Genomic DNA, 18768 nt, shown 5'->3' with positions numbered 1-18768 from the left:
TCACACTAACGCTCCTGGTTGTAGGTGCTGTCAGGACCGAAGCCCTGGCCGTTCGTTTCACTTCCTGCGCTGCGTCCCCGCTGGACACCCCGGCGCAGGTTGCTCAGCCTGCCCCGGACGTCCTCGGGAGCGCGGGAGACCTGTGGGCCGCCCTGCGGGGTCGACTCCGCGGCACCCTCGACCAGATTGGCCTTGGGCACCCGCCGCGGCAGGCCGGAGGAGGTAACCCCGCCCGCCTTGGGCTTGCGGAGCTGAGAGGCCTGCTGCCAGCGCTCGTCGTTCGCCGAGCGCCAGCTGTCGTCGGCGTTGCGCTCCGCCGAAGGGGCCGCCGCGTCCCGGTCCACGGGCCGGCCCGCCGCCTGGCCGCCACCGGTGGCTCCCCGGCGGGGAAGCCCGGCGTCGGTCAGCGCGTGCCCTGCGGTGTGGCCCGGTCCCGGACGGTCGAAGCCTACGCGGTCCCGCTCACTCGCGTCAGCGGCCTGCGCAGATTCCGTTTCGGGAGCGTACTGGTCGGAGTACCCGTTCTGGTAGCCGTCGCGCTGCTGCCAGTCGCCCTGGTAGGGCTGCTCGTCGAAGGCCGAGAAGCTCTCCGCCGCCCCGGACGGGACCGCCGCGGGCTCCTCCTGGGACGGCTCCGCATAACCGGGCTCCGGGTAGCCGCCGTTGGTCGCGAAACCATCGCCCTGCGGCATCCCGTTCGACGCGTAGTACTGCTCGTCGTACGACCCCTGCTGCTGGTCCTCGTACGACGTCTGCTCCTGGTACGCCGACTGCTGACCGTAGGCCGCGGCCTGGTCGGGGTAGGCGTTCTGGCCGTTGTCGTAGGGCTGTTGGCCGTTGTCGTAGGCCTGCTGGCCCGGCCGGCCGTCGTAGCCGCCGTCGGCGTACGCCTGCCCCTCGGTGTGCTCCTGACCGGGCTGCTGGCCGTGGGCCTGGGCCTCCAGGGCCGCGCGGCGCTCCTCGCGCATCAGGGAGCGGCCCACCGGGTCCAGCTCGCGGATGTCGTCGGGGACCTCGGTGTAGCGGCTGTCGTCGAAGCCGAGCTCGGCGGCCGTACGCATCGGCTGGTTGAAGCTCTCACCCTGGAACTGCTGCTCCGGGATGATCTGGGAGACGGTGAACTCCTCGCGCTCCGGCGCCTGCTCGCCGCCACCGCCGTGCGTGATGGCGTCGGGGAGCATGACCAGCGAGGTGGTGCCGGCCTGCTCGCCGGAGGGGCGCAGCTGGACGCGGATGCCGTGCCGGTCGGACAGCCGGCCGACCACGAACAGGCCCATGCGCTGGGAGATCGCGGCGTCCACGGTCGGCGGGTTGGCCAGCTTGTGGTTGATGTCCGCGAAGTCCTCGGCCGTGAGGCCGATGCCCTTGTCGTGGATCTCGATCATCACGCGGCCGTCGGGCAGCCGGGTCGCGGTGACGCGGACCTTGGTCTGCGGGGAGGAGAACGTGGTCGCGTTCTCCAGCAGCTCGGCCAGCAGGTGCACGAGGTCGGTCACGGCACGGCCGTGGATGTCGGCCTCCGGCACGCCGGATATCTCGATGCGCTCGTACTGCTCCACCTCGGAGGAGGCGGCGCGCACCACGTCGACCAGCGGGACCGGCTGGTCCCAGCGGCGGCCGGGCTCCTCGCCGGCGAGGACCAGGAGGTTCTCGCCGTTGCGGCGCATACGGGTGGCCAGGTGGTCCAGCCTGAAGAGGTTCTCCAGCTGGTCCGGGTCGGCCTCGTTGTTCTCCAGGTCGGTGATCAGGGTCAGCTGGCCCTCGATCAACGACTGGTTGCGGCGCGAGAGGTTGGTGAAGATCGCGTTGATGTTGCCCCGCAGCAGGGCCTGCTCGGCGGCGAGCCGGACGGCCTCGCGGTGCACCTGGTCGAAGGCCCGGGCGACCTCGCCGATCTCGTCGGTGGAGGAGATCGGGATGGGCGAGACACGGGTGTCGACGCGACCGGGGTCGGTGCGCGAGAGCTGGTCGACCAGCATCGGCAGCCGCTGCTCGGCGATGCCGAAGGCGGCGTTGCGCAGCTGGCGCATCGAGCGGCTCATCTGGCGGGCCACCATGCCGGCCAGGATGAACGCGGCGAGCAGGGCGACCACGACGGCGGCACCGACGATGATGGCGTCGCGCTTGGCTTCGTCGGCGATGCTCGACGCCTCGTTCACCGCGGTGTTGGCCAGATCCGACTCGATCTGGTGGTACGCGTTGTACTTGAGGGTGGTGACCGCCCACCAGTTCTCGGCGGTGATGCCCTGCTGGGCGAGCGCCTCACGGGCGCTGGCGTCGGTGGTGGTGATGCCCGCCACGGCCGCGACCAGCACGGTCGGGTCGGACGGCGGCGCCTTGTACTCCGGGTCCTTGGCCAGGGCTTCCTTGGCCTGCTGCTGGGCGTCCGCCTTGATCTGCTTCTCGGCGTCCTCCAGCTTCTGCGCGTCGGCCTCGGTACCGCCGCCGATGTACTCCTCGACGGCGATGCGCTCGAGGTAGGCGTACGAGGTGAGCGCCACGCGCTGCTTGGCCAGGTCGGTGTCCTTGGGGCCCGGCTTGACCAGCAGGTGCATACCGATGGAGCGCTCCAGCGACAGCGCGCCCTTGGTCAGCGTGATCGCGTAGACGGTCCGGCCGTAGCTGGTGATGTTTCCGGTGCCCAGGCCCAGCTCGTTGGCGAACTCCGTGAGCGGGTGGGCGACCTCGACGTAGCCCTCCTCCGTCTGCACGCCGGTGAGGCGGGAGGTGTAGGCGACCTCGCGCAGCTCCTGGAGCTTGGGCTCCACCTCGCGGAACAGGCTCAGCCGGCGCTCCAGGCCCGGCTTCTGCGGCATGTTCCGGGCGGCCTCGTCGAAGGCGTCGGCGGCCTCGTCGGTCTTCTTGCGGGCCTGCGTGACGGTGGCCTGGTCGCGGCCCAGCAGCAGCGGGGAGGCGGTGACGTCACGCTCGTTGTAGAGGGCGTCCGCGTAGGTCAGGGAGGCCCGGACCAGACGCGCGGTGTTCTCCGCGTCCTCGGCCTCCTGCCAGGTGTCGATCGAGCTCTTCACCTGGAAGCCGCCCATGACCAGGCCGACCAGCACGGGAATGAGCAGGATCGCGTTCAGCCGGGTCGCCACACGCCAGTTGCGCGGGGAGAAACGGCCGCCGCTCGGAGCGGGCGCGGCCACCTGCTCCGAACCGGGCACAGCAGGGGCCGGCGCCGCTCCGCGCGGCGGCGGGGTGAAGTTGCCCCGGGCGGGCGGCTCGGGACCTTTGTTGCTTCGCCTCACTCGACCAACAACCTCTCGGCGGCGGGCACCTACGTCGTGCCGCAGTGTCTCAGAGCCCAGTTCGCCATCGACCACTGAGTACGTCTTTGACCTTTGGGCAGTTCAGGCATTCCAGCACGTCGACCTGCGCTCTTCCAAACATGGGAATGGGCGGATTCCTCGCGAGGTAAGCCCCAGATAAAACGGTCATAAAGAGCGAGCCCCGTCAAAAGACGGGGCTTTTGTGCGCGCAGCGAGACCACATGACCGCGACGCGTGGCGGTGCCACTCGATTCCTCTGCCGAAACGTTATGAACACCGAAGCCGACCGTGTCAAAGGCCACAGCCGGCTCCGTTGCCACGCTGACGACACCTACGGCAACTGCCGTACTATGCCGCCAACTTGAGTGCTACTTCAGCCGCGCCATCAGAGCGTGCTCCACCAGCGTGATCAGCGCGGACTTGGCGTCGGACCGGTGCCGGGCGTCGGTGGTGATGATCGGGGTGTCCGGCCCGATCTGCAGCGCCTCGCGGACCTCCTCCGGCGCGTACGGCTGCTGTCCGTCGAAGCCGTTGAGGGCGACCACGAACGGCAGGCCGCTGTTCTCGAAGTAGTCCACCGCCGGGAAGCAGTCCGCCAGCCGGCGGGTGTCCACCAGCACCACCGCGCCGATGGCGCCCCGCACCAGGTCGTCCCACATGAACCAGAAACGGTCCTGACCCGGCGTACCGAACAGGTACAGGATCAGGTCCTGGTCGAGCGTGATGCGGCCGAAGTCCATCGCCACCGTCGTGGTGGTCTTGTCCCCGGTGTGCGTGAGGTCGTCGATGCCCGCGCTCGCGGACGTCATGACCGCCTCGGTGCGCAGCGGGTTGATCTCCGAGACGGCGCCCACGAACGTGGTCTTGCCCACGCCGAAGCCGCCGGCCACCACGATCTTGGCGGAGGTGGTGGCACCTCTCGGTTCAGAGCTTGCGAAGGCCACTGAGCACCCTTTCGAGCAGTGTCACGTCGGGCGCACCGCCGTTGTTCTCGTCGCCGCCCGGCTGGTGGACGGCCACGAGTCCGGCCTCGGCGAGGTCCGCGACGAGGATCCGGGCGACGCCGAGCGGCATGGCGAGCAGCGCCGAGACCTCGGCGACCGACTTCACCTCGCGGCACAGGTGGCAGATGCGCTGGTGCTCCGGGAGCAGTCCCATGAGCGCTGCCGGGTCGGCCGTGGTGCTGATCAGCGCCTCCAGGGCGAGCTGATAGCGCGGCCGGGTCCGGCCGCCGGTCATCGCGTACGGACGGACCAGCGGCTGGTCGCCCTCGTCCCCGTACGGATCTGTGTACGGATCATGAGAGGCGGTGGGCGGGGTCATGAATCCTCCGGGCGGGACAGCAAGTCGGTCAGTCGTGCCGTCTGACGGGGGCCGGTGGGGGGATTGTGGCGGCCGGACGGTGATTTGGTGAGGCGGGTGGATCCGGGGACGTTAGTGGAGCAGACTTCCTTGCAGTTCGGCGCGAAGGTCCGGCGTGAGCACTGCTCCCGCCCGGTCGACCAGCAGCGCCATCTCGTAGCCGACGAGGCCGATGTCGCACTCGGGGTGCGCGAGAACGGCGAGCGACGAGCCGTCCGAGACGGACATGAGGAAGAGAAATCCTCGCTCCATCTCCACGACGGTCTGCGCCACGTTACCGCCCTCGAAGATCCGGGACGCCCCGGCGGTCAGTGAGGTGAGCCCCGACGCGACCGCCGCGAGCTGGTCGGCGCGGTCGCGCGGAAAGCCCTCCGACATCGCCAGGAGGAGACCGTCGGCGGACACGACGACGGTGTGGGACACCCCGGGGGTGTTGTCCACGAAGTTAGTGATCAACCAGTTCAGGTTCTGTGCCGCCTGGCTCATCGGACTCAACTAACGCTCCTGCTGGTGAGTGGGGCTCGGGAAACTGCCCGTCTGGCCGGACCCGGCCTGACGGCCCTGTGCGATACCCCGACGGAGGTTGGTCAGCCGGCCGCGCACGTCCTGTGGGGCGCGCGAGACCTGCGGACCGCTCTGGTGCTGCTGTTGCTGTGCCGTGCCCGGGACGAGGTTGGCCCGGGGCACCCGGCGCGGCAGGCCGGAGGTGGTGACGCCGCCCGCGGCCGGCTGCCGTACGCGCTCGGCCTGCCGGACGAGGTCGTCGTTCGGCGAGCTGCGCCAGGCAGGGGCGGCGGGACGCTGCGGAGCCGAGGGGCCCTGCGGCTGCTGCGGGGCCGGCGCGGCGCCGTTGCCCTGCGGGCGCTGGGCCCGGCCCGGCTGGGACTGCTGACCGGGGTGGCCCGGCTGACCCGGCTGGCCTGCCTGGCCGCGGAACCAGTTCGTCTCCAGCGTGTCGTACAGCGGCGTACGCCCGTCACCGGGACCCGAGGCCGGCGGCAACGCCTCCGGCTGCGGGCGGCCGGGCCGCTGCTGCGGGGCCGGCGGCCGCGGGCCACCGAAGTCGCCCTGCGGGCGCTCGAACTGGCCCGTGCCGGAGGGGTTCTGGCGGCCGCCGGGCAGCGCGTGCTGACCCGTGGAGGAGCCGTCCCACCCGGAGTACTGGCTGGTAGCCCCGTTGTCGTGGCCCGACTGAGCCGGGAAGTGCCCCGTGGATCCGTTGTCGTAGCCCTGCGGCGCGGCGTACTGGCCGCTCGCGCCGTTGTCCTGCCGCTGCGGAGCGGGGAACTGGCCGGTGGAGCCGTTGTCGTACGCCTGCGGTACGGCGAACTGGCCCGTGTTGGACGGGCTGTTCGGGTTTCCCGGGGCGGAGGTGCTGCCGAAGACGTCCGAGCGGACGAACTGGCCGTTGTTCTGCGGCCCGTTCGCGCCCGGGCGCGGGAACTCGTCGGGGGCGCCGGGGCCCTGGCGGTCGTCCGTGCGGGCAACCGCCGGGAACTCCGCGGTCGAGCCCGGGCCGTGCCGTTCGTCGATCCTGGGCATCGGGGCCGTCTGGGACGGGTCCCGCTGCTCGTCGTGGCCGCGCGGGGTGTCCGGCGTGGCGCGCGGCACGGGCGGCTGCGCGTTCTCGTCGCTCCAGCTCGGGCGCTGCTGCGGCTCGTTGCCGCCCGGCAGCTCGGCCCGCGCACCGCCACGCGGCGGCAGCTGCGGCTGACGGCCACGCCGGCCGCGCTTGCCGCCGGTCTCCGCGTCGCCGCGCTGCGGGGTCACGGGGCCGCGGGTGTCCTGGCCCTGCGAGGGAACCGGCATCTGGGCGTTGCCCACACCGGCCGGCCGGCCCTGCGGGGCCGGGGGAGTCTGCGGTCCATGCGCACCCGGCCCACCCGGGGCACCGCCCGAGTCGCGGCCCGGCAGCGCGGCCCGCGGGCCCTGACCGGCGCCGAGCCGGCCACCGCCGGACGACGCACCGGCACCAAGGGCACCACCACCGGCCGGACCTGCCCCGAGCGCCCCGCCGCCCGGCGCACCGGCGCCCAGCGCGGAGCCGTTGCCACGCCGGGCCGCGGCCGCACCGGCGGCGGCCTGCGCGGCGGCCGGACCGCCACCGCCACCGGGGCCGCCCTGACCGGGCTTGCCCTGCGGCTTGCCGCCCTGGGCCACGTCGACCGGCAGCATGACCAGCGCCGTCGTACCACCGGAGTCGGACGGGCGCAGCTGGATGCGGATGCCGTGGCGCTGCGAGAGGCGGCCGACCACGAAGAGGCCCATGCGGCGGGAGACGGAGACGTCCACGGTGGGCGGCGAGGCGAGCCGCTCGTTGATCTGGGCGAGGTCCTCGGGGGAGAGGCCGATACCGGTGTCGTGGATCTCGATCAGCACCCGGCCGTCGGGCAGCGCGTGACCGGTGACCTTGACCTTGGTCTGCGGCGAGGAGAACGACGTGGCGTTCTCCAGCAGCTCGGCGAGCAGGTGCACGAGGTCGTTGACCACGCGGCCGGCCACCTGGGTGGTCGGCACCGACGCCAGCTCGATGCGCTCGTACTGCTCCACCTCGGACGCGGCGGCACGCAGCACGTCGACCAGCGGAACCGGCCGGGTCCAGCGCCGGCCGGGCTCCTCACCGGCGAGGACGAGGAGGTTCTCGCCGTTCCGGCGCATACGGGTGGCGAGGTGGTCCAGCTTGAACAGCGAGGCCAGCTGGTCCGGGTCCGCCTCACGGGACTCCAGTTCGGAGATCAGCGACAGCTGGCGCTGGATCAGACCCTGGGAGCGGCGCGAGAGGTTGGTGAACATCGCGTTGACGTTGCCCCGCAGCAGGGCCTGCTCGGCGGCGAGGCGGACCGCCTCGCGGTGCACGTCGTCGAAGGCCGCGGCCACTCGGCCGATTTCGTCCCGGGAGTGCACACCGACCGACTCCACGGACGTGTCGACGTCCTGCGGGTCGGACTCGGACAGCTGCTTGACCAGCTCGGGCAGGCGCTCCTGGGCGACCTTGGTCGCGGTGTCCTCCAGCCGGCGCAGCGAACGGATCATGGAGCGGGCCACCACGAAGGCGCCGACCAGCGAGACGCCGAGCACGAGGAGCACCAGCGCACCGGAGATGATCGCCTCTTGCTCCGACTCGCTGCGCAGCTCGCGCGCCTTCTGCTCCATGTCGTCGAGCAGCTGGCGCTCGATGTTCTTCATCTGCTGGATCTTGGTGGAGCTGTCGTCCAGCCAGTCCCGGTACGAGCGCTTCTCCAGGCCCTGCAGACCGGCCTCCCGGCCGAGCGCGCGGGCGGCGAACTTGTCGGTGGCCTCGATGGTCGCGTTGTTCTGGTTGATCGGCTTCAGCAGCTCCTCGGCGCCGTCGCCGTAGATGCTGGAGAAGCTGCGCAGCTCCGAGACCTGGCTCTCCAGCGCCGACTGGGCGTAGAGCCGGTCGTTCTCGGAGAGGTCGCCGAAGGTCTTGTTGTTGGCCGGCAGTGCCGCCGCCAGGACGGCGCGCTGGACCGACGCGTACTCCTTGGCGGAGGAGAACGCGGACAGGGCGCGGGTGCGCTGGATCATCTCGGGGTTGCTGGTCGCCTCGGCCATGTCCTGCGAGAGGTCCAGCAGGTGCTCGATGAGGCGGTGGTAGGCCTCCACCGTCTGCGTGGAGTTGCCCTCGGCCTCGTAGGCGTTGTTGCGGATCTCGTTGAGGCTGTTCAGGTCGCGGGCGAGACCGACCACGCTGTCGCGCACGCCCTGGAGGTTGCCGTCCTTGCTGGCGGTGTCGACCTCCTCGGACGAGTTGAGGAAGTTCTCCAGCGCCCGGTCCGTCTTGTCCTGGAAGCCCTTGACCGTGACCGCGCTGGTCGTCGAGCCGTGCGCCAGCGGACCGGCGGACTGGTCGCGCTCCTCCTGGAGCGCGGCGGCCAGCTCGGTGGCCTGCTTGGTCATCTCGGTGAGCAGCTTCATGTTGTCGAGCTGCTCGATGTCGTCCATGGACTGGCTGATGCGCAGCGCGCCGAGCGAGGTGGCCGCGACCACCGGGAGCGTGAGCAGCGCCACCAGACGGGTCGAGATGCGCCAGTTGCGCAGGGCTATTCGCGGCCCGGGGCCGGTCGCGCCCTGCGTCGACTTCACCGTCGGAGTGGGGTTGGAAGAGCCGGGGGCCGCCGAGGCGCCGGGGCGACCGGAGGCCGTGGACGCGCCGGGGCGCCCGGAGCGCGGACCGCCGTCGCCGGACGGGGCCGGGCCCGGGCCCTGGGCGTGCTGGGGCGAGGAGCTGCCGGCCATGGGGCCAGTCCCGCCGTGCGGCTCCGGCTCCGCCGAAGCGCTGCCATCCCTCTTGAAACGTCCCTGCACTAGCGTCGCAACCTCTGGACCAGGCGCCCCTCCGCGTGAACGGAAGGACGGTGTCGGCGTCGTCGGGCACGCCCTGAATACGCACCCGGGTGGTCGTGAGTGACCGGCGCTGGACTCCCCTTCTCGCCGCCCACTCGTCAGGAGCGACGGTGTTTCGCGCCCCCTGCGCGCCGGCTCGATCCTGCGGCGGTCCGTGGAATTCCAGCACAGTGCAGGATCTCCAACAAGGCCAGTTGGTCAGGCTGTGACCTCCGTGACGCCACGTGAGGGTGACGTCACGACATGTAGAGCGGGCTCCGCCTTATAGCGGACATACCCGAACGAGTTACCGGGGTGTGCGTGGTGTCCCAGTCGCCATGATCAGGAGCGGAATGAGGCCTTCAGTGGGCCATTGTCCGTTTCGTTGGCATGAGTTGTGAGCCTGAATTGACCGATTTGGGTGCGAGTTCGTGAGCAAACTCACACGACACCCACGTGCGCTTCGTGCCGTCGGCGGGGAACCGGATGTTTAGCCTGACGCTTTACAAGAGGCAACATTCTGCCAACCGGCGCTTCCGGCGCCCCGTACATGACAGGGTTCAGTACAACCGTGAAGACGACGATGATGTTCCGCACGATAGCCAACCCGCAGCGCACCACGCTGGCGCACCTCAAGGACGCCGACGAGCTGCGGACCCCGGACCACCCGGAGCACTCCGTCGACCTCCCCGCCCAGACCGCCAACCCCCGGCGCACGGTCCTGATGGACGTCCCGGCCGGGGCCGTCGCGGCCGAATAGGGCCCAGTACGCCACCGGGCGCCCCGCACGTCAGTGCGTCGGGCGCCCGCGTCGTGCCCGCGACCTGACCCGCCGGGCAGGCCCTGCCGCGTTAGCCTGGAGCGTCAGACTCCAGCCAGCTCAGGTAAGGGGCACAAGGATCCCGTGCGCATCGCCAGGTTCTCCATCGACGGGAACGTCGCCTTCGGCGCGGTCGAGGGCGACAAGCCGGACGAGCTCGTCCTCGACATCATCAAGGGCATCCCGTTCGCGGACTTCGAGCTCTCCGGCACCAAGGTGCCGCTGAGCAAGGTACGGCTGCTGCCGCCGGTCCTCCCCAACAAGGTCGTGGCCTTCGGCCGCAACTACGCCGAGCACGCGCGCGAGCTGGGCAACGAGGTGCCGGACGCCCCGTTCGCCTTCTTCAAGCCGTCCACCTCGGTGATCGGCCCCGGCGACGAGATCCAGTACCCCTCCTTCTCCGAGGAACTCCATCACGAGGCCGAGCTGGCCGTCGTCATCGGCCGCATGTGCCGCGAGGTCCCCCGCGAGCGGGTCCGGGACGTCATCCTCGGCTACACCTGCGCCAACGACATCACCGCCCGTGACGTCCAGCGGCGCGAGAAGCAGTGGGCCCGGGCCAAGGGCTTCGACACCGCCTGCCCGCTCGGCCCCTGGGTGGAGACCGACCTGGAACCGAGCGACCTGACCATCCAGCTGACCGTCAACGGACAGCAACGCCAGCTCGGCCGCACCAGCGAGATGATCCACCCGATCGAGGATCTGATCGTCAACATCTCCGAGGCCATGACGCTGCTCCCCGGCGACGTGATCCTCACGGGCACCCCGGCAGGGGTCGGCCCCCTCGCTGTCGGCGACGAGGTCTCCGTCAGCATCGAAGGCATCGGCACTCTCACCAACAAGGTTGTCAAGCGTGGCTAGCGCACCCGGCTCCCCCGTACGCGTCCGTTTCTGCCCCTCGCCCACCGGTAACCCGCACGTGGGCCTGGTTCGCACCGCCCTGTTCAACTGGGCGTTCGCCCGGCACCACGGCGGCACCCTGGTCTTCCGCATCGAGGACACCGACGCGGCCCGCGACTCCGAGGAGTCCTACGAGCAGCTGCTCGACTCGATGCGCTGGCTCGGCTTCGACTGGGACGAGGGCCCCGAGATCGGCGGCCCGCACGCGCCGTACCGCCAGTCGCAGCGCATGGACGTCTACAAGGAGGTCGCCCAGAAACTGCTGGAGGCCGGCCACGCCTACCGCTGCTACTGCTCCCAGGAGGAGCTGGACACCCGCCGCGAGGCCGCCCGCGCCGCCGGCAAGCCCTCCGGCTACGACGGCCACTGCCGCGAGCTGACCGCCGAGCAGGTCGAGCAGTACCGGGCCCAGGGCCGCGAGCCGATCGTCCGGTTCCGCATGCCCGACGAGACGATCACCTTCACGGACCTGGTCCGCGGCGAGCTGACGTTCACCCCCGAGAACGTCCCGGACTACGGGATCGTACGAGCCAACGGAGCCCCGCTCTACACGCTCGTGAACCCGGTCGACGACGCCCTGATGGAGATCACCCACATCCTGCGCGGCGAGGACCTGCTCTCCTCCACCCCGCGGCAGATCGCCCTGTACAAGGCGCTGATCGAGCTGGGCATCGCCCAGCGGATCCCGGAGTTCGGCCATCTGCCGTACGTGATGGGGGAGGGGAACAAGAAGCTCTCCAAGCGTGACCCGCAGTCGTCGCTCAACCTCTACCGCGAGCGCGGCTTCCTGCCGGAGGGCCTGCTCAACTACCTCTCGCTCCTGGGCTGGTCGCTCTCGGCCGACCAGGACATCTTCACGATGGACGAGATGGTCGCGGCCTTCGACATCGCGGACGTGAACCCCAACCCGGCCCGCTTCGACCTCAAGAAGTGCGAGGCGATCAACGGCGACCACATCCGGCTGCTGGATGTGAAGGACTTCACGGAGCGCTGCCGCCCGTGGCTGCAGGCCCCGTTCGCCCCGTGGGCCCCGGAGGCCTTCGACGAGGTGAAGTGGCAGGCCATCGCGCCGCACGCGCAGACCCGCCTGAAGGTGCTGTCCGAGATCACCGACAACGTCGACTTCCTGTTCCTGCCGGAGCCGGTGTTCGACGAGGCCAGCTGGACCAAGGCCATGAAGGAGGGCTCCGACGCCCTGCTGCGCACGGCCCGCGAGAAGCTGGAGGCGGCCGACTGGACCAGCCCCGACTCGCTGAAGACGGCCGTCCTGGAGGCCGGCGAGGCCCACGGCCTCAAGCTCGGCAAGGCCCAGGCCCCGGTCCGCGTCGCCGTCACCGGCCGCACGGTCGGCCTGCCGCTGTTCGAGTCCCTGGAGGTCCTGGGCAAGGACAGGACCCTGTCCCGCATCGACGCGGCGCTGGCGAGGCTGGCGGCGTAGCACACGCGTGCGTGGGGCGGCTTCCGGCGACGGGGGCCGCCCTTTTGCGTTGTCAGACGGCGTCGGTCTCGTCGATCAGGTAGGCGCTCTCGTCGAAGATCTCAAGCACCACCACGACCATGATCGCGCCTGCCACCATGTACTCCAGCACTACACCTGGGGCCACGTAGGCCTTGCGCAGATGCTCGTCCGGGCCCAGCTGCGCGGTTGAGTTCTTGCGGAACGGATCACGCGCCAGTATCCGCACGGCCCTGTCCAGCTGGGCCCGGCGCTCTCCGGGCAGAGCGTCGTAAGCAGCTCGGGCCTCGACGGTGAACTGGACGCGGTACTCGGTCATGACTGTGGCTCGGTCCTTCGCTCGTCGGTCCTCCCACGTTACGACAGTCGAAGGCACCCGACTCCGGAAACCCACGGACGAAGCAACGGACTCCGGGTTACCGTCGGGCCATGAGTATTCGGGCCGTGGTCTGGGACGTCGACGACACGCTGTTCGACTACACGACCGCGGACCGCGCGGGCATGCGCGCACACCTGGCGGCCGAGGGCCTGCTCGACGCGTACGACAGCGCCGAGCAGGCCCTCGCGCGCTGGCGGGCGATCACCGACAGCCAGTGGGCTCGGTTCGCGGCCGGTGAGGTGTCCTTCGAGGAGCAGCGGCGGGACCGGGTGCGGGTGTTCCTGGGCCAGGAACTCACCGACGCCGAGGCGGAGGCCTGGTTCGAGCGGTACATCGGGCACTACGAGGCCGCCTGGGCGCTCTTCCCCGACGTACTGCCCGTCCTGGACGCCCTCGCCGCCAGCCACCGGCACGCGGTGCTGTCCAACTCCAGCCTCCACGTCCAGGACCGCAAGCTGCGGGTGCTCGGTGTGCACGACCGCTTCGAGGCCGTCCTGTGCGCCGCCGAACTCGGTGTCTCCAAGCCGGAGGCCGGCGCCTTCCTCGCGGCGTGCGAGGCGCTGGACCTGCCGCCACGCCGAGTGGCGTACGTCGGCGACCACCCGGAGATCGACGGGCGGGGCGCCGCGGACGCCGGACTGGTGTCCGTGTGGATCGACCGCAACGGCGCGCAGACCTGGGCCGACGCCCCCGCCGGCCCGCACCGGATCGCCTCGCTCGCCGAACTCCCCGCGATCCTCGGCTCGGATACTCGTTTTGGAGCCCCGTCCACCTTCAGGTAATGTTCTTCCTGCGCCGCCGGGGAGCGGGCCGAGAGGCCGGAAACCGGAAGCGCGAACTAGAACGAGATCCCCACAGGGGCTTGCGTTCCAGTGGCCTATGGTGTAATTGGCAGCACGACTGATTCTGGTTCAGTTAGTCTTGGTTCGAGTCCAGGTAGGCCAGCTCGCAGAGCTCATCTGCAAAGCCCCCGTTGTGTAGCGGCCTAGCACGCTGCCCTCTCAAGGCAGTAGCGCCGGTTCGAATCCGGTCGGGGGTACGGATCCTCGCAGGGAATCCCTGAAGGGATCAAGGCCCCCGTTGTGTAGCGGCCTAGCACGCCGCCCTCTCAAGGCGGTAGCGCCGGTTCGAATCCGGTCGGGGGTACTGACTGGTCTAAACCACATTGGTCTATGGTGTAATTGGCAGCACGACTGATTCTGGTTCAGTTAGTCTTGGTTCGAGTCCAGGTAGACCAGCTCGGACCTGCGGAAACGCAGCGTCCAGGCCCCCGTTGTGTAGCGGCCTAGCACGCCGCCCTCTCAAGGCGGTAGCGCCGGTTCGAATCCGGTCGGGGGTACGCGATCGATGGGCCTCCACTTCGGTGGGGGCCCATCGGCATGTCCGGCGTCACTGCCTGCCGAACCGGCGGCGTGACTCCTCCGCCTCCGCCAGCCTGCGCAGCGCCAGCAGCACCGGCTCGTACAGCACGGTCAGCGCCACGGCCGCCTCCACCTGTTCGTCCGCCGTCCGGCCGTACCGCTCCACCAGATCCAGATCGTGGACGGCGAGCTGCCCCAGGGCGCGGGTGTACGGCGCCAAGTCCTCGACGGTGCAGGGATATCCGAGTCGCTCCAGCGTGGCGATCGAGGTCACCAGCATCTCGTATGCGGGAGGTGGCGCGTCGGTCAGAGGGCCGTAGCCCCAGCCGAGCAGTTCCATCAGGCGGTCCGCGCGCTGCCGGGCCGTCTCCGTCGCCGGGTCGTCCGGGTCGGCGGGCCTGCCGTGGGGGAGGGCCCAGACGGCGGTGCCCAGGCGTTCGTTGTGGTCCAGGGAGTCGTCGTCCAGTGCGGCGAGCACCTCGCGGGCGGCTGCCACGGACACCCCGCCCACCTGGATCAGCGCTCGCACCAGACGCAGCCGGCGCAGGTGCTCCTCGTCGTACTCGGCCTGGGTGGCGGTGATCCGGCGGCCCGGCGGCAGCAGTCCCTCGCGCAGGTAGTACTTGATCGTGGCCGTGGAGACGCCGCTGCGCTCACTCAGCTCCGCCAGTCGCATGTCCGTCCCGTGTTCGCGTTTCCGCTTGCGCCCCCTCTTGGGGAGTGCCACTATCCAAGCATGGATAGTGACGCTATCCAATGACGTTGACGGACGACGGATGGGGGACATCATGAGCAAGCCGGTCGAGGGGCACATGACCGCCGCGGGTGAGGGCGAGATCGTCGTCTTCCTCATCGGGATGCGCATCAACAGCTTCGCGGCGCTGCGGAGTTGGTGGCCGGTCGCCAGGGCCATGCCGCCCATGCTCGCGGAGCTCTCGCGCGAGAAGGGCAGCGGACTGCTGGGGTACCAGTCCCTGCTGGGCTTCCCGCGGGTGCTGTACGTCGTGCAGTACTGGGACTCGAAGGAGAAGCTCCTCGCGTACGCCTCGGCGCCGGACAGGCAGCACCGCCCGGCCTGGGCCGCCTTCAACCGGCGGCTGCGCGCGGGGAAGGGGAAGGTCGGCTTCTGGCACGAGACGTACATCGTGCCCGCCGGGTCCCACGAGTCGGTCTACGTGAACATGCCCGAGTTCGGCCTGGGCCGGGCCACCGGGGTGGTGCCGGTCGCCCGGCGCGGCGACCGTGCGGCTGATCGGCTCACGGTGAAGTGAGCGGGGCGGACGTCGGGGGACGGGCCTGCCGCGGCGTTGAGGCGGGCCCTCTTCCCGATCAACCGGCCGCTGGTCAGCCGGAGCGGCGCAGGGCCTCGGAGAGGCGGGCCGCGGCGTCGATGACCGCCTGGGCGTGCATCCGGCCGGGGTGGCGGCTCAGGCGCTCGATGGGGCCGGAGACCGAGACGGCGGCCACCACGCGGTTCGACGGGCCGCGCACGGGCGCGGAGACGGACGCCACGCCCGGCTCCCGCTCGCCGATGGACTGGGCCCAGCCCCGGCGTCGTACGCCGGACAGGGCCGTCGCCGTGAAGCGGGCGCCCTGCAGGCCGCGGTGCAGGCGCTCAGGCTCCTCCCAGGCCATGAGGATCTGGGCGGAGGAGCCCGCCTTCATTGTGAGCGTCGAGCCGACCGGGACCGTGTCCCGAAGGCCGGACAGGCGCTCCGCCGCGGCGACGCAGATGCGCATGTCGCCCTGGCGGCGGTAGAGCTGCGCGCTCTCGCCCGTGACGTCCCGGAGGTGGGTGAGCACCGGCCCGGCGGTGGCGAGGAGACGGTCCTCGCCGGCGGCCGCGGCCAGTTCGGCCAGCCGCGGGCCGAGAATGAAACGGCCCTGCATGTCGCGCGCCACCATACGGTGGTGTTCCAAAGCCACGGCCAGGCGGTGAGCCGTGGGTCGTGCCAGTCCGGTGGCCGCGACCAGACCCGCGAGGGTGGCCGGACCGGACTCCAGAGCGCTCAGGACGAGGGCCGCCTTGTCCAGAACGCCGACGCCGCTACTGTTGTCCATGAAACGATACTTGCGTCTCACTCTGTGAAACGCAAGTTCAATTTTCCGTGGAACGCGCCACTCTGGATGGCACGAAGTCACAGCGGCCCGGTGGACGAAAGGGCCTGGCGGCGGACGCCCGGAACCAGGGCGCGCACGCGCCGCTCCTCAAGATCTCTAGTTGGGTCGGCGCAACCTTTGCCGGCCGGAGGGAAAGCGATGGGTAGGACACTCGCGGAGAAGGTCTGGGACGACCATGTCGTCCGGCGCGCCGAGGGCGAGCCCGACCTCCTCTACATCGATCTGCACCTGCTGCACGAGGTGACCAGCCCGCAGGCCTTCGACGGCCTCCGCAAGAGCGGCCGCGAGGTGCGCCGCCTCGACCTGACCATCGCGACCGAGGACCACAACACCCCCACCCTCGACATCGACAAGCCCATCGCGGACCCCGTCTCCCGCGCCCAGCTGGAGACCCTGCGCAAGAACTGCGCCGAGTTCGGCGTGCGCCTGCACCCGCTGGGCGACGTCGAGCAGGGCGTCGTCCATGTCGTGGGCCCGCAGCTGGGACTGACCCAGCCCGGCACCACCGTGGTCTGCGGTGACTCCCACACCTCCACGCACGGCGCCTTCGGCGCGCTGGCGTTCGGCATCGGCACCTCGCAGGTCGAGCACGTGCTGGCCACCCAGACGCTGCCGATGGCCCGCCCGAAGACCATGGCGATCACGGTCAACGGCGAGCTGCCCGAGGGCGTCACCGCCAAGGACCTGATCCTGGCGATCATCGCGAAGATCGGAACCGGTGGCGGCCAGGGCTACATCCTGGAGTACCGCGGCGAGGCCATCGAGAAGCTCTCGATGGAGGCCCGGATGACCATCTGCAACATGTCGATCGAGGCCGGCGCCCGCGCGGGCATGATCGCCCCCGACGAGACCACGTTCGCCTACCTCAAGGGCCGCCCGCACGCCCCCGAGGGCGCCGACTGGGACGCGGCGGTGGAGTACTGGAAGACGCTGCGCACTGACGACGACGCCGAGTTCGACGCCGAGGTCGTGATCAACGCCGACGAGCTCTCGCCGTTCGTCACCTGGGGCACCAACCCCGGCCAGGGCGCGCCGCTTTCGGCCTCGGTCCCCGACCCCGCTTCGTACGAAGACGCTTCGGAGCGGTTCGCCGCCGAAAAGGCCCTGGAGTACATGGGGTTGGAGGCCGGGCAGCCGCTGAAGTCCATCAAGGTGGACACCGTCTTCGTAGGCTCCTGCACCAACGGCCGCATCGAGGACCTGCGCGCCGCGGCGGACCTGCTGCGGGGCCGCAAAGTCGCCGACGGCGTACGGATGCTGGTCGTTCCGGGCTCCGCGCGCGTGGGTCTGCAGGCCGTCTCCGAGGGCCTGGACGTGGTCTTCAAGGAGGCCGGCGCCGAGTGGCGGCACGCGGGCTGCTCGATGTGTCTGGGCATGAACCCCGACCAGCTGTCCCCCGGTGAGCGCTCGGCGTCCACCTCCAACCGCAACTTCGAGGGCAGGCAGGGCAAGGGCGGCCGTACGCACCTGGTGTCTCCGCAGGTCGCCGCCGCGACCGCGGTCCTGGGGCACCTGGCCTCCCCGGCCGACCTGTCCGACGTCGAGACCCGTACGCCCGCTGGAGTCTGAGGATCATGGAAGCATTCACCACGCACACCGGCCGGGCCGTCCCGCTGCGCCGCAGCAACGTCGACACCGACCAGATCATCCCCGCCCACTGGCTCAAGAAGGTGACCCGGGACGGGTTCGAGGACGGGCTGTTCGAGGCCTGGCGCAAAGATCCGGAGTTCGTGCTCAACCGGCCCGAGCGGCAGGGCGCGACCGTGCTGGTCGCCGGCCCCGACTTCGGTACCGGCTCCTCCCGTGAGCACGCGGTCTGGGCGCTGCAGAACTACGGCTTCAAGGCCGTGATCTCCTCCCGCTTCGCCGACATCTTCCGCGGCAACTCGCTGAAGAACGGCCTGCTCACGGTCGTACTGGAGCAGAAGGTCGTGGACGCGCTGTGGGAACTCACCGAGCAGGACCCCACTGCTGAGGTCACTGTGGACCTTGAGGCACGTGAGGTTCGCGCCGAGGGCATCACCGCCTCCTTCGAGCTGGACGAGAACTCCCGCTGGCGGCTGCTGAACGGGCTGGACGACATCTCCATCACGCTGCAGAACGAGGACGACATCGCCACGTACGAGGCGGGGCGTCCCGCCTACAAGCCGCGCACGCTGAAGGTCTGAACCTTCTACCCCGCGCGGCGGTCGACTTTCGGCCACCCCAACACCCCGGCTGCCCCCCGATCGGCCCGATCGGGGGGCAGCCTTTTTTCACACCCGGATGGCCGCACCCGGCACCGGGCGTTCCTCCAACTTCCCACGTTACGACCGCTGTTGTTGGGGTACGCGAGCCTTGACAACGCGGCTTCGGCAGCGTGCCGGAGGGCCGTTCGAGGCGCCAGTTGCCCCCCGGGCAGGCGACAACTCGCCCCAGATGGCACAATCTGTGCATGGAACACGACGGCCAACTCGAGCTCTATGCGGCAGTCGCGGACCAACTCAAGGAAGCGCACGCAAGGGTGCGCGCACTGCAAGTCCCGGAGGGCGTACGGATGGCGCTGACCCGGAAGCTGCTGGTCATCACGGCCGCGGCCAAGCACGACCTCGCCGACGCGACAAAGCGCCTGGAGCGGTTCACCGCCGACCTCGACGCGGGGCGATTCCCCGAAGAGGAAGGCTGAATCACGTCAGGGGCAGCCGAGTCGGTTGCGGCACAAGGGTGATTAGCCCGTTTCGTGTTTGATTTGCGGTATATATCTGCCTAAC

16 protein-coding genes and 5 tRNA genes are annotated in these 18768 nt (G+C 70.3%); 13 read left to right on the top strand and 8 right to left on the bottom strand.

Annotated features, from left to right (window positions below; all coding sequences use genetic code 11):
* Nucleotides 1–5: 5 nt before the first annotated feature.
* The 5 genes from HJD23_RS11175 to HJD23_RS11155 all read right to left on the bottom strand — a co-directional run bounded on the left by HJD23_RS11175 (nt 6) and on the right by HJD23_RS11155 (nt 8963).
* On the bottom strand, nt 6–3251 hold the full coding sequence (locus HJD23_RS11175; protein WP_171114394.1) for a nitrate- and nitrite sensing domain-containing protein: 3246 nt from the start codon (nt 3249–3251) through the stop codon (nt 6–8).
* 389 nt (nt 3252–3640) lie between these two features.
* A complete protein-coding gene (locus HJD23_RS11170) occupies nt 3641–4216 on the bottom strand; it encodes an ATP/GTP-binding protein (RefSeq protein ID WP_171114395.1) in 576 nt (191 codons plus the stop codon).
* On the bottom strand, nt 4197–4595 hold the full coding sequence (locus HJD23_RS11165; protein ID WP_073941118.1) for a DUF742 domain-containing protein: 399 nt from the start codon (nt 4593–4595) through the stop codon (nt 4197–4199). The genes HJD23_RS11170 and HJD23_RS11165 overlap by 20 nt, the downstream gene beginning before the upstream one ends.
* Nucleotides 4596–4706: 111 nt before the next feature.
* The gene (locus tag HJD23_RS11160) at nt 4707–5120 is read right to left on the bottom strand and encodes a roadblock/LC7 domain-containing protein (RefSeq protein ID WP_003973453.1); all 414 of its coding nucleotides are present in this window, start codon (nt 5118–5120) and stop codon (nt 4707–4709) included.
* Between the two features lie 9 nt (nt 5121–5129).
* Nucleotides 5130–8963 (bottom strand): nitrate- and nitrite sensing domain-containing protein, encoded by a 3834-nt coding sequence (locus tag HJD23_RS11155; protein ID WP_171114396.1) that lies wholly within the window; start codon nt 8961–8963, stop codon nt 5130–5132.
* Nucleotides 8964–9552: 589 nt separating this feature from the next.
* Here HJD23_RS11155 and HJD23_RS11150 point away from each other — a divergent pair.
* The 3 genes from HJD23_RS11150 (at nt 9553) to gltX (ending at nt 12139) form a co-directional block, all read left to right on the top strand.
* Entirely contained in the window at nt 9553–9741 is a 189-nt protein-coding gene (locus HJD23_RS11150; RefSeq protein ID WP_171114397.1) for a hypothetical protein, read from the top strand.
* A 144-nt stretch (nt 9742–9885) separates the two neighbouring features.
* The gene (locus HJD23_RS11145; RefSeq protein ID WP_171114398.1) at nt 9886–10662 is read left to right on the top strand and encodes a fumarylacetoacetate hydrolase family protein; all 777 of its coding nucleotides are present in this window, start codon (nt 9886–9888) and stop codon (nt 10660–10662) included.
* Nucleotides 10655–12139, top strand: a complete 1485-nt coding sequence (gltX, locus tag HJD23_RS11140) for a glutamate--tRNA ligase (RefSeq protein ID WP_171114399.1) — start codon at nt 10655–10657, stop codon at nt 12137–12139. The genes HJD23_RS11145 and gltX overlap by 8 nt, the downstream gene beginning before the upstream one ends.
* 52 nt (nt 12140–12191) lie before the next feature.
* On the opposite strand, the gene HJD23_RS11135 is transcribed toward gltX, so the two are convergent.
* The gene (locus HJD23_RS11135; protein WP_171114400.1) at nt 12192–12476 is read right to left on the bottom strand and encodes a hypothetical protein; all 285 of its coding nucleotides are present in this window, start codon (nt 12474–12476) and stop codon (nt 12192–12194) included.
* A gap of 110 nt (nt 12477–12586) precedes the next feature.
* Here HJD23_RS11135 and HJD23_RS11130 point away from each other — a divergent pair, with 110 nt between their 5' ends.
* From HJD23_RS11130 to HJD23_RS11105, 6 genes are all read left to right on the top strand, one after another.
* Nucleotides 12587–13318, top strand: a complete 732-nt coding sequence (locus tag HJD23_RS11130; RefSeq protein WP_171114401.1) for an HAD family hydrolase — start codon at nt 12587–12589, stop codon at nt 13316–13318.
* A gap of 91 nt (nt 13319–13409) precedes the next feature.
* A tRNA-Gln gene (locus HJD23_RS11125) sits at nt 13410–13481 on the top strand.
* A gap of 21 nt (nt 13482–13502) precedes the next feature.
* Nucleotides 13503–13575: transfer RNA gene (locus HJD23_RS11120), tRNA-Glu, on the top strand.
* Nucleotides 13576–13609: 34 nt separating this feature from the next.
* Nucleotides 13610–13682 (top strand) — tRNA-Glu (locus HJD23_RS11115).
* A gap of 20 nt (nt 13683–13702) precedes the next feature.
* Nucleotides 13703–13774, top strand: a tRNA-Gln gene (locus tag HJD23_RS11110).
* Nucleotides 13775–13802: 28 nt separating this feature from the next.
* A tRNA-Glu gene (locus HJD23_RS11105) sits at nt 13803–13875 on the top strand.
* A gap of 50 nt (nt 13876–13925) precedes the next feature.
* Here HJD23_RS11105 and HJD23_RS11100 read toward each other — a convergent pair.
* On the bottom strand, nt 13926–14573 hold the full coding sequence (locus HJD23_RS11100) for a MerR family transcriptional regulator (RefSeq protein ID WP_171118810.1): 648 nt from the start codon (nt 14571–14573) through the stop codon (nt 13926–13928).
* A 112-nt stretch (nt 14574–14685) separates the two neighbouring features.
* On the opposite strand from HJD23_RS11100, the gene HJD23_RS11095 reads away from it, so the two are divergent.
* A complete protein-coding gene (locus HJD23_RS11095) occupies nt 14686–15168 on the top strand; it encodes a DUF4188 domain-containing protein (RefSeq protein ID WP_232108105.1) in 483 nt (160 codons plus the stop codon).
* 73 nt (nt 15169–15241) lie between these two features.
* Here the strand turns inward: HJD23_RS11095 and ndgR are convergent, their stop codons facing one another.
* A complete protein-coding gene (gene ndgR, locus HJD23_RS11090; protein ID WP_171114402.1) occupies nt 15242–15958 on the bottom strand; it encodes an IclR family transcriptional regulator NdgR in 717 nt (238 codons plus the stop codon).
* 198 nt (nt 15959–16156) lie between these two features.
* Between ndgR and leuC the strand changes: the two genes are divergently transcribed.
* The 3 genes from leuC to HJD23_RS11075 all read left to right on the top strand — a co-directional run bounded on the left by leuC (nt 16157) and on the right by HJD23_RS11075 (nt 18683).
* Nucleotides 16157–17587 carry a 3-isopropylmalate dehydratase large subunit gene (gene leuC, locus HJD23_RS11085; RefSeq protein WP_171114403.1) on the top strand — a complete coding sequence of 477 codons (1431 nt, stop codon included), beginning with the start codon at nt 16157–16159 and terminating at the stop codon, nt 17585–17587.
* Nucleotides 17588–17592: 5 nt separating this feature from the next.
* Entirely contained in the window at nt 17593–18186 is a 594-nt protein-coding gene (gene leuD / locus HJD23_RS11080) for a 3-isopropylmalate dehydratase small subunit (RefSeq protein WP_141311570.1), read from the top strand.
* 266 nt (nt 18187–18452) lie between these two features.
* Complete coding sequence (locus tag HJD23_RS11075) at nt 18453–18683, top strand: hypothetical protein (protein WP_141311571.1); 231 nt, start codon at nt 18453–18455, stop codon at nt 18681–18683.
* Nucleotides 18684–18768: the final 85 nt, after the last annotated feature.

Source organism: Streptomyces sp. Z423-1 (assembly GCF_013009255.1).
Taxonomy (GTDB): domain Bacteria; phylum Actinomycetota; class Actinomycetes; order Streptomycetales; family Streptomycetaceae; genus Streptomyces; species Streptomyces gossypiisoli.
This window is presented reverse-complemented; position numbering and strand designations above follow the sequence as displayed.

Coding starts and splice junctions, on each gene's coding strand:
- HJD23_RS11165 (WP_073941118.1), bottom strand. CDS start 4,595: ATGACCCCGCCCACCGCCTCTCATGATCCGTACACAGATCCGTACGGG.
- HJD23_RS11160 (WP_003973453.1), bottom strand. CDS start 5,120: ATGAGCCAGGCGGCACAGAACCTGAACTGGTTGATCACTAACTTCGTG.
- HJD23_RS11135 (WP_171114400.1), bottom strand. CDS start 12,476: ATGACCGAGTACCGCGTCCAGTTCACCGTCGAGGCCCGAGCTGCTTAC.
- HJD23_RS11130 (WP_171114401.1), top strand. CDS start 12,587: ATGAGTATTCGGGCCGTGGTCTGGGACGTCGACGACACGCTGTTCGAC.
- HJD23_RS11100 (WP_171118810.1), bottom strand. CDS start 14,573: ATGCGACTGGCGGAGCTGAGTGAGCGCAGCGGCGTCTCCACGGCCACG.
- HJD23_RS11095 (WP_232108105.1), top strand. CDS start 14,686: ATGAGCAAGCCGGTCGAGGGGCACATGACCGCCGCGGGTGAGGGCGAG.
- ndgR (WP_171114402.1), bottom strand. CDS start 15,958: ATGGACAACAGTAGCGGCGTCGGCGTTCTGGACAAGGCGGCCCTCGTC.
- leuC (WP_171114403.1), top strand. CDS start 16,157: ATGGGTAGGACACTCGCGGAGAAGGTCTGGGACGACCATGTCGTCCGG.
- leuD (WP_141311570.1), top strand. CDS start 17,593: ATGGAAGCATTCACCACGCACACCGGCCGGGCCGTCCCGCTGCGCCGC.
- HJD23_RS11075 (WP_141311571.1), top strand. CDS start 18,453: ATGGAACACGACGGCCAACTCGAGCTCTATGCGGCAGTCGCGGACCAA.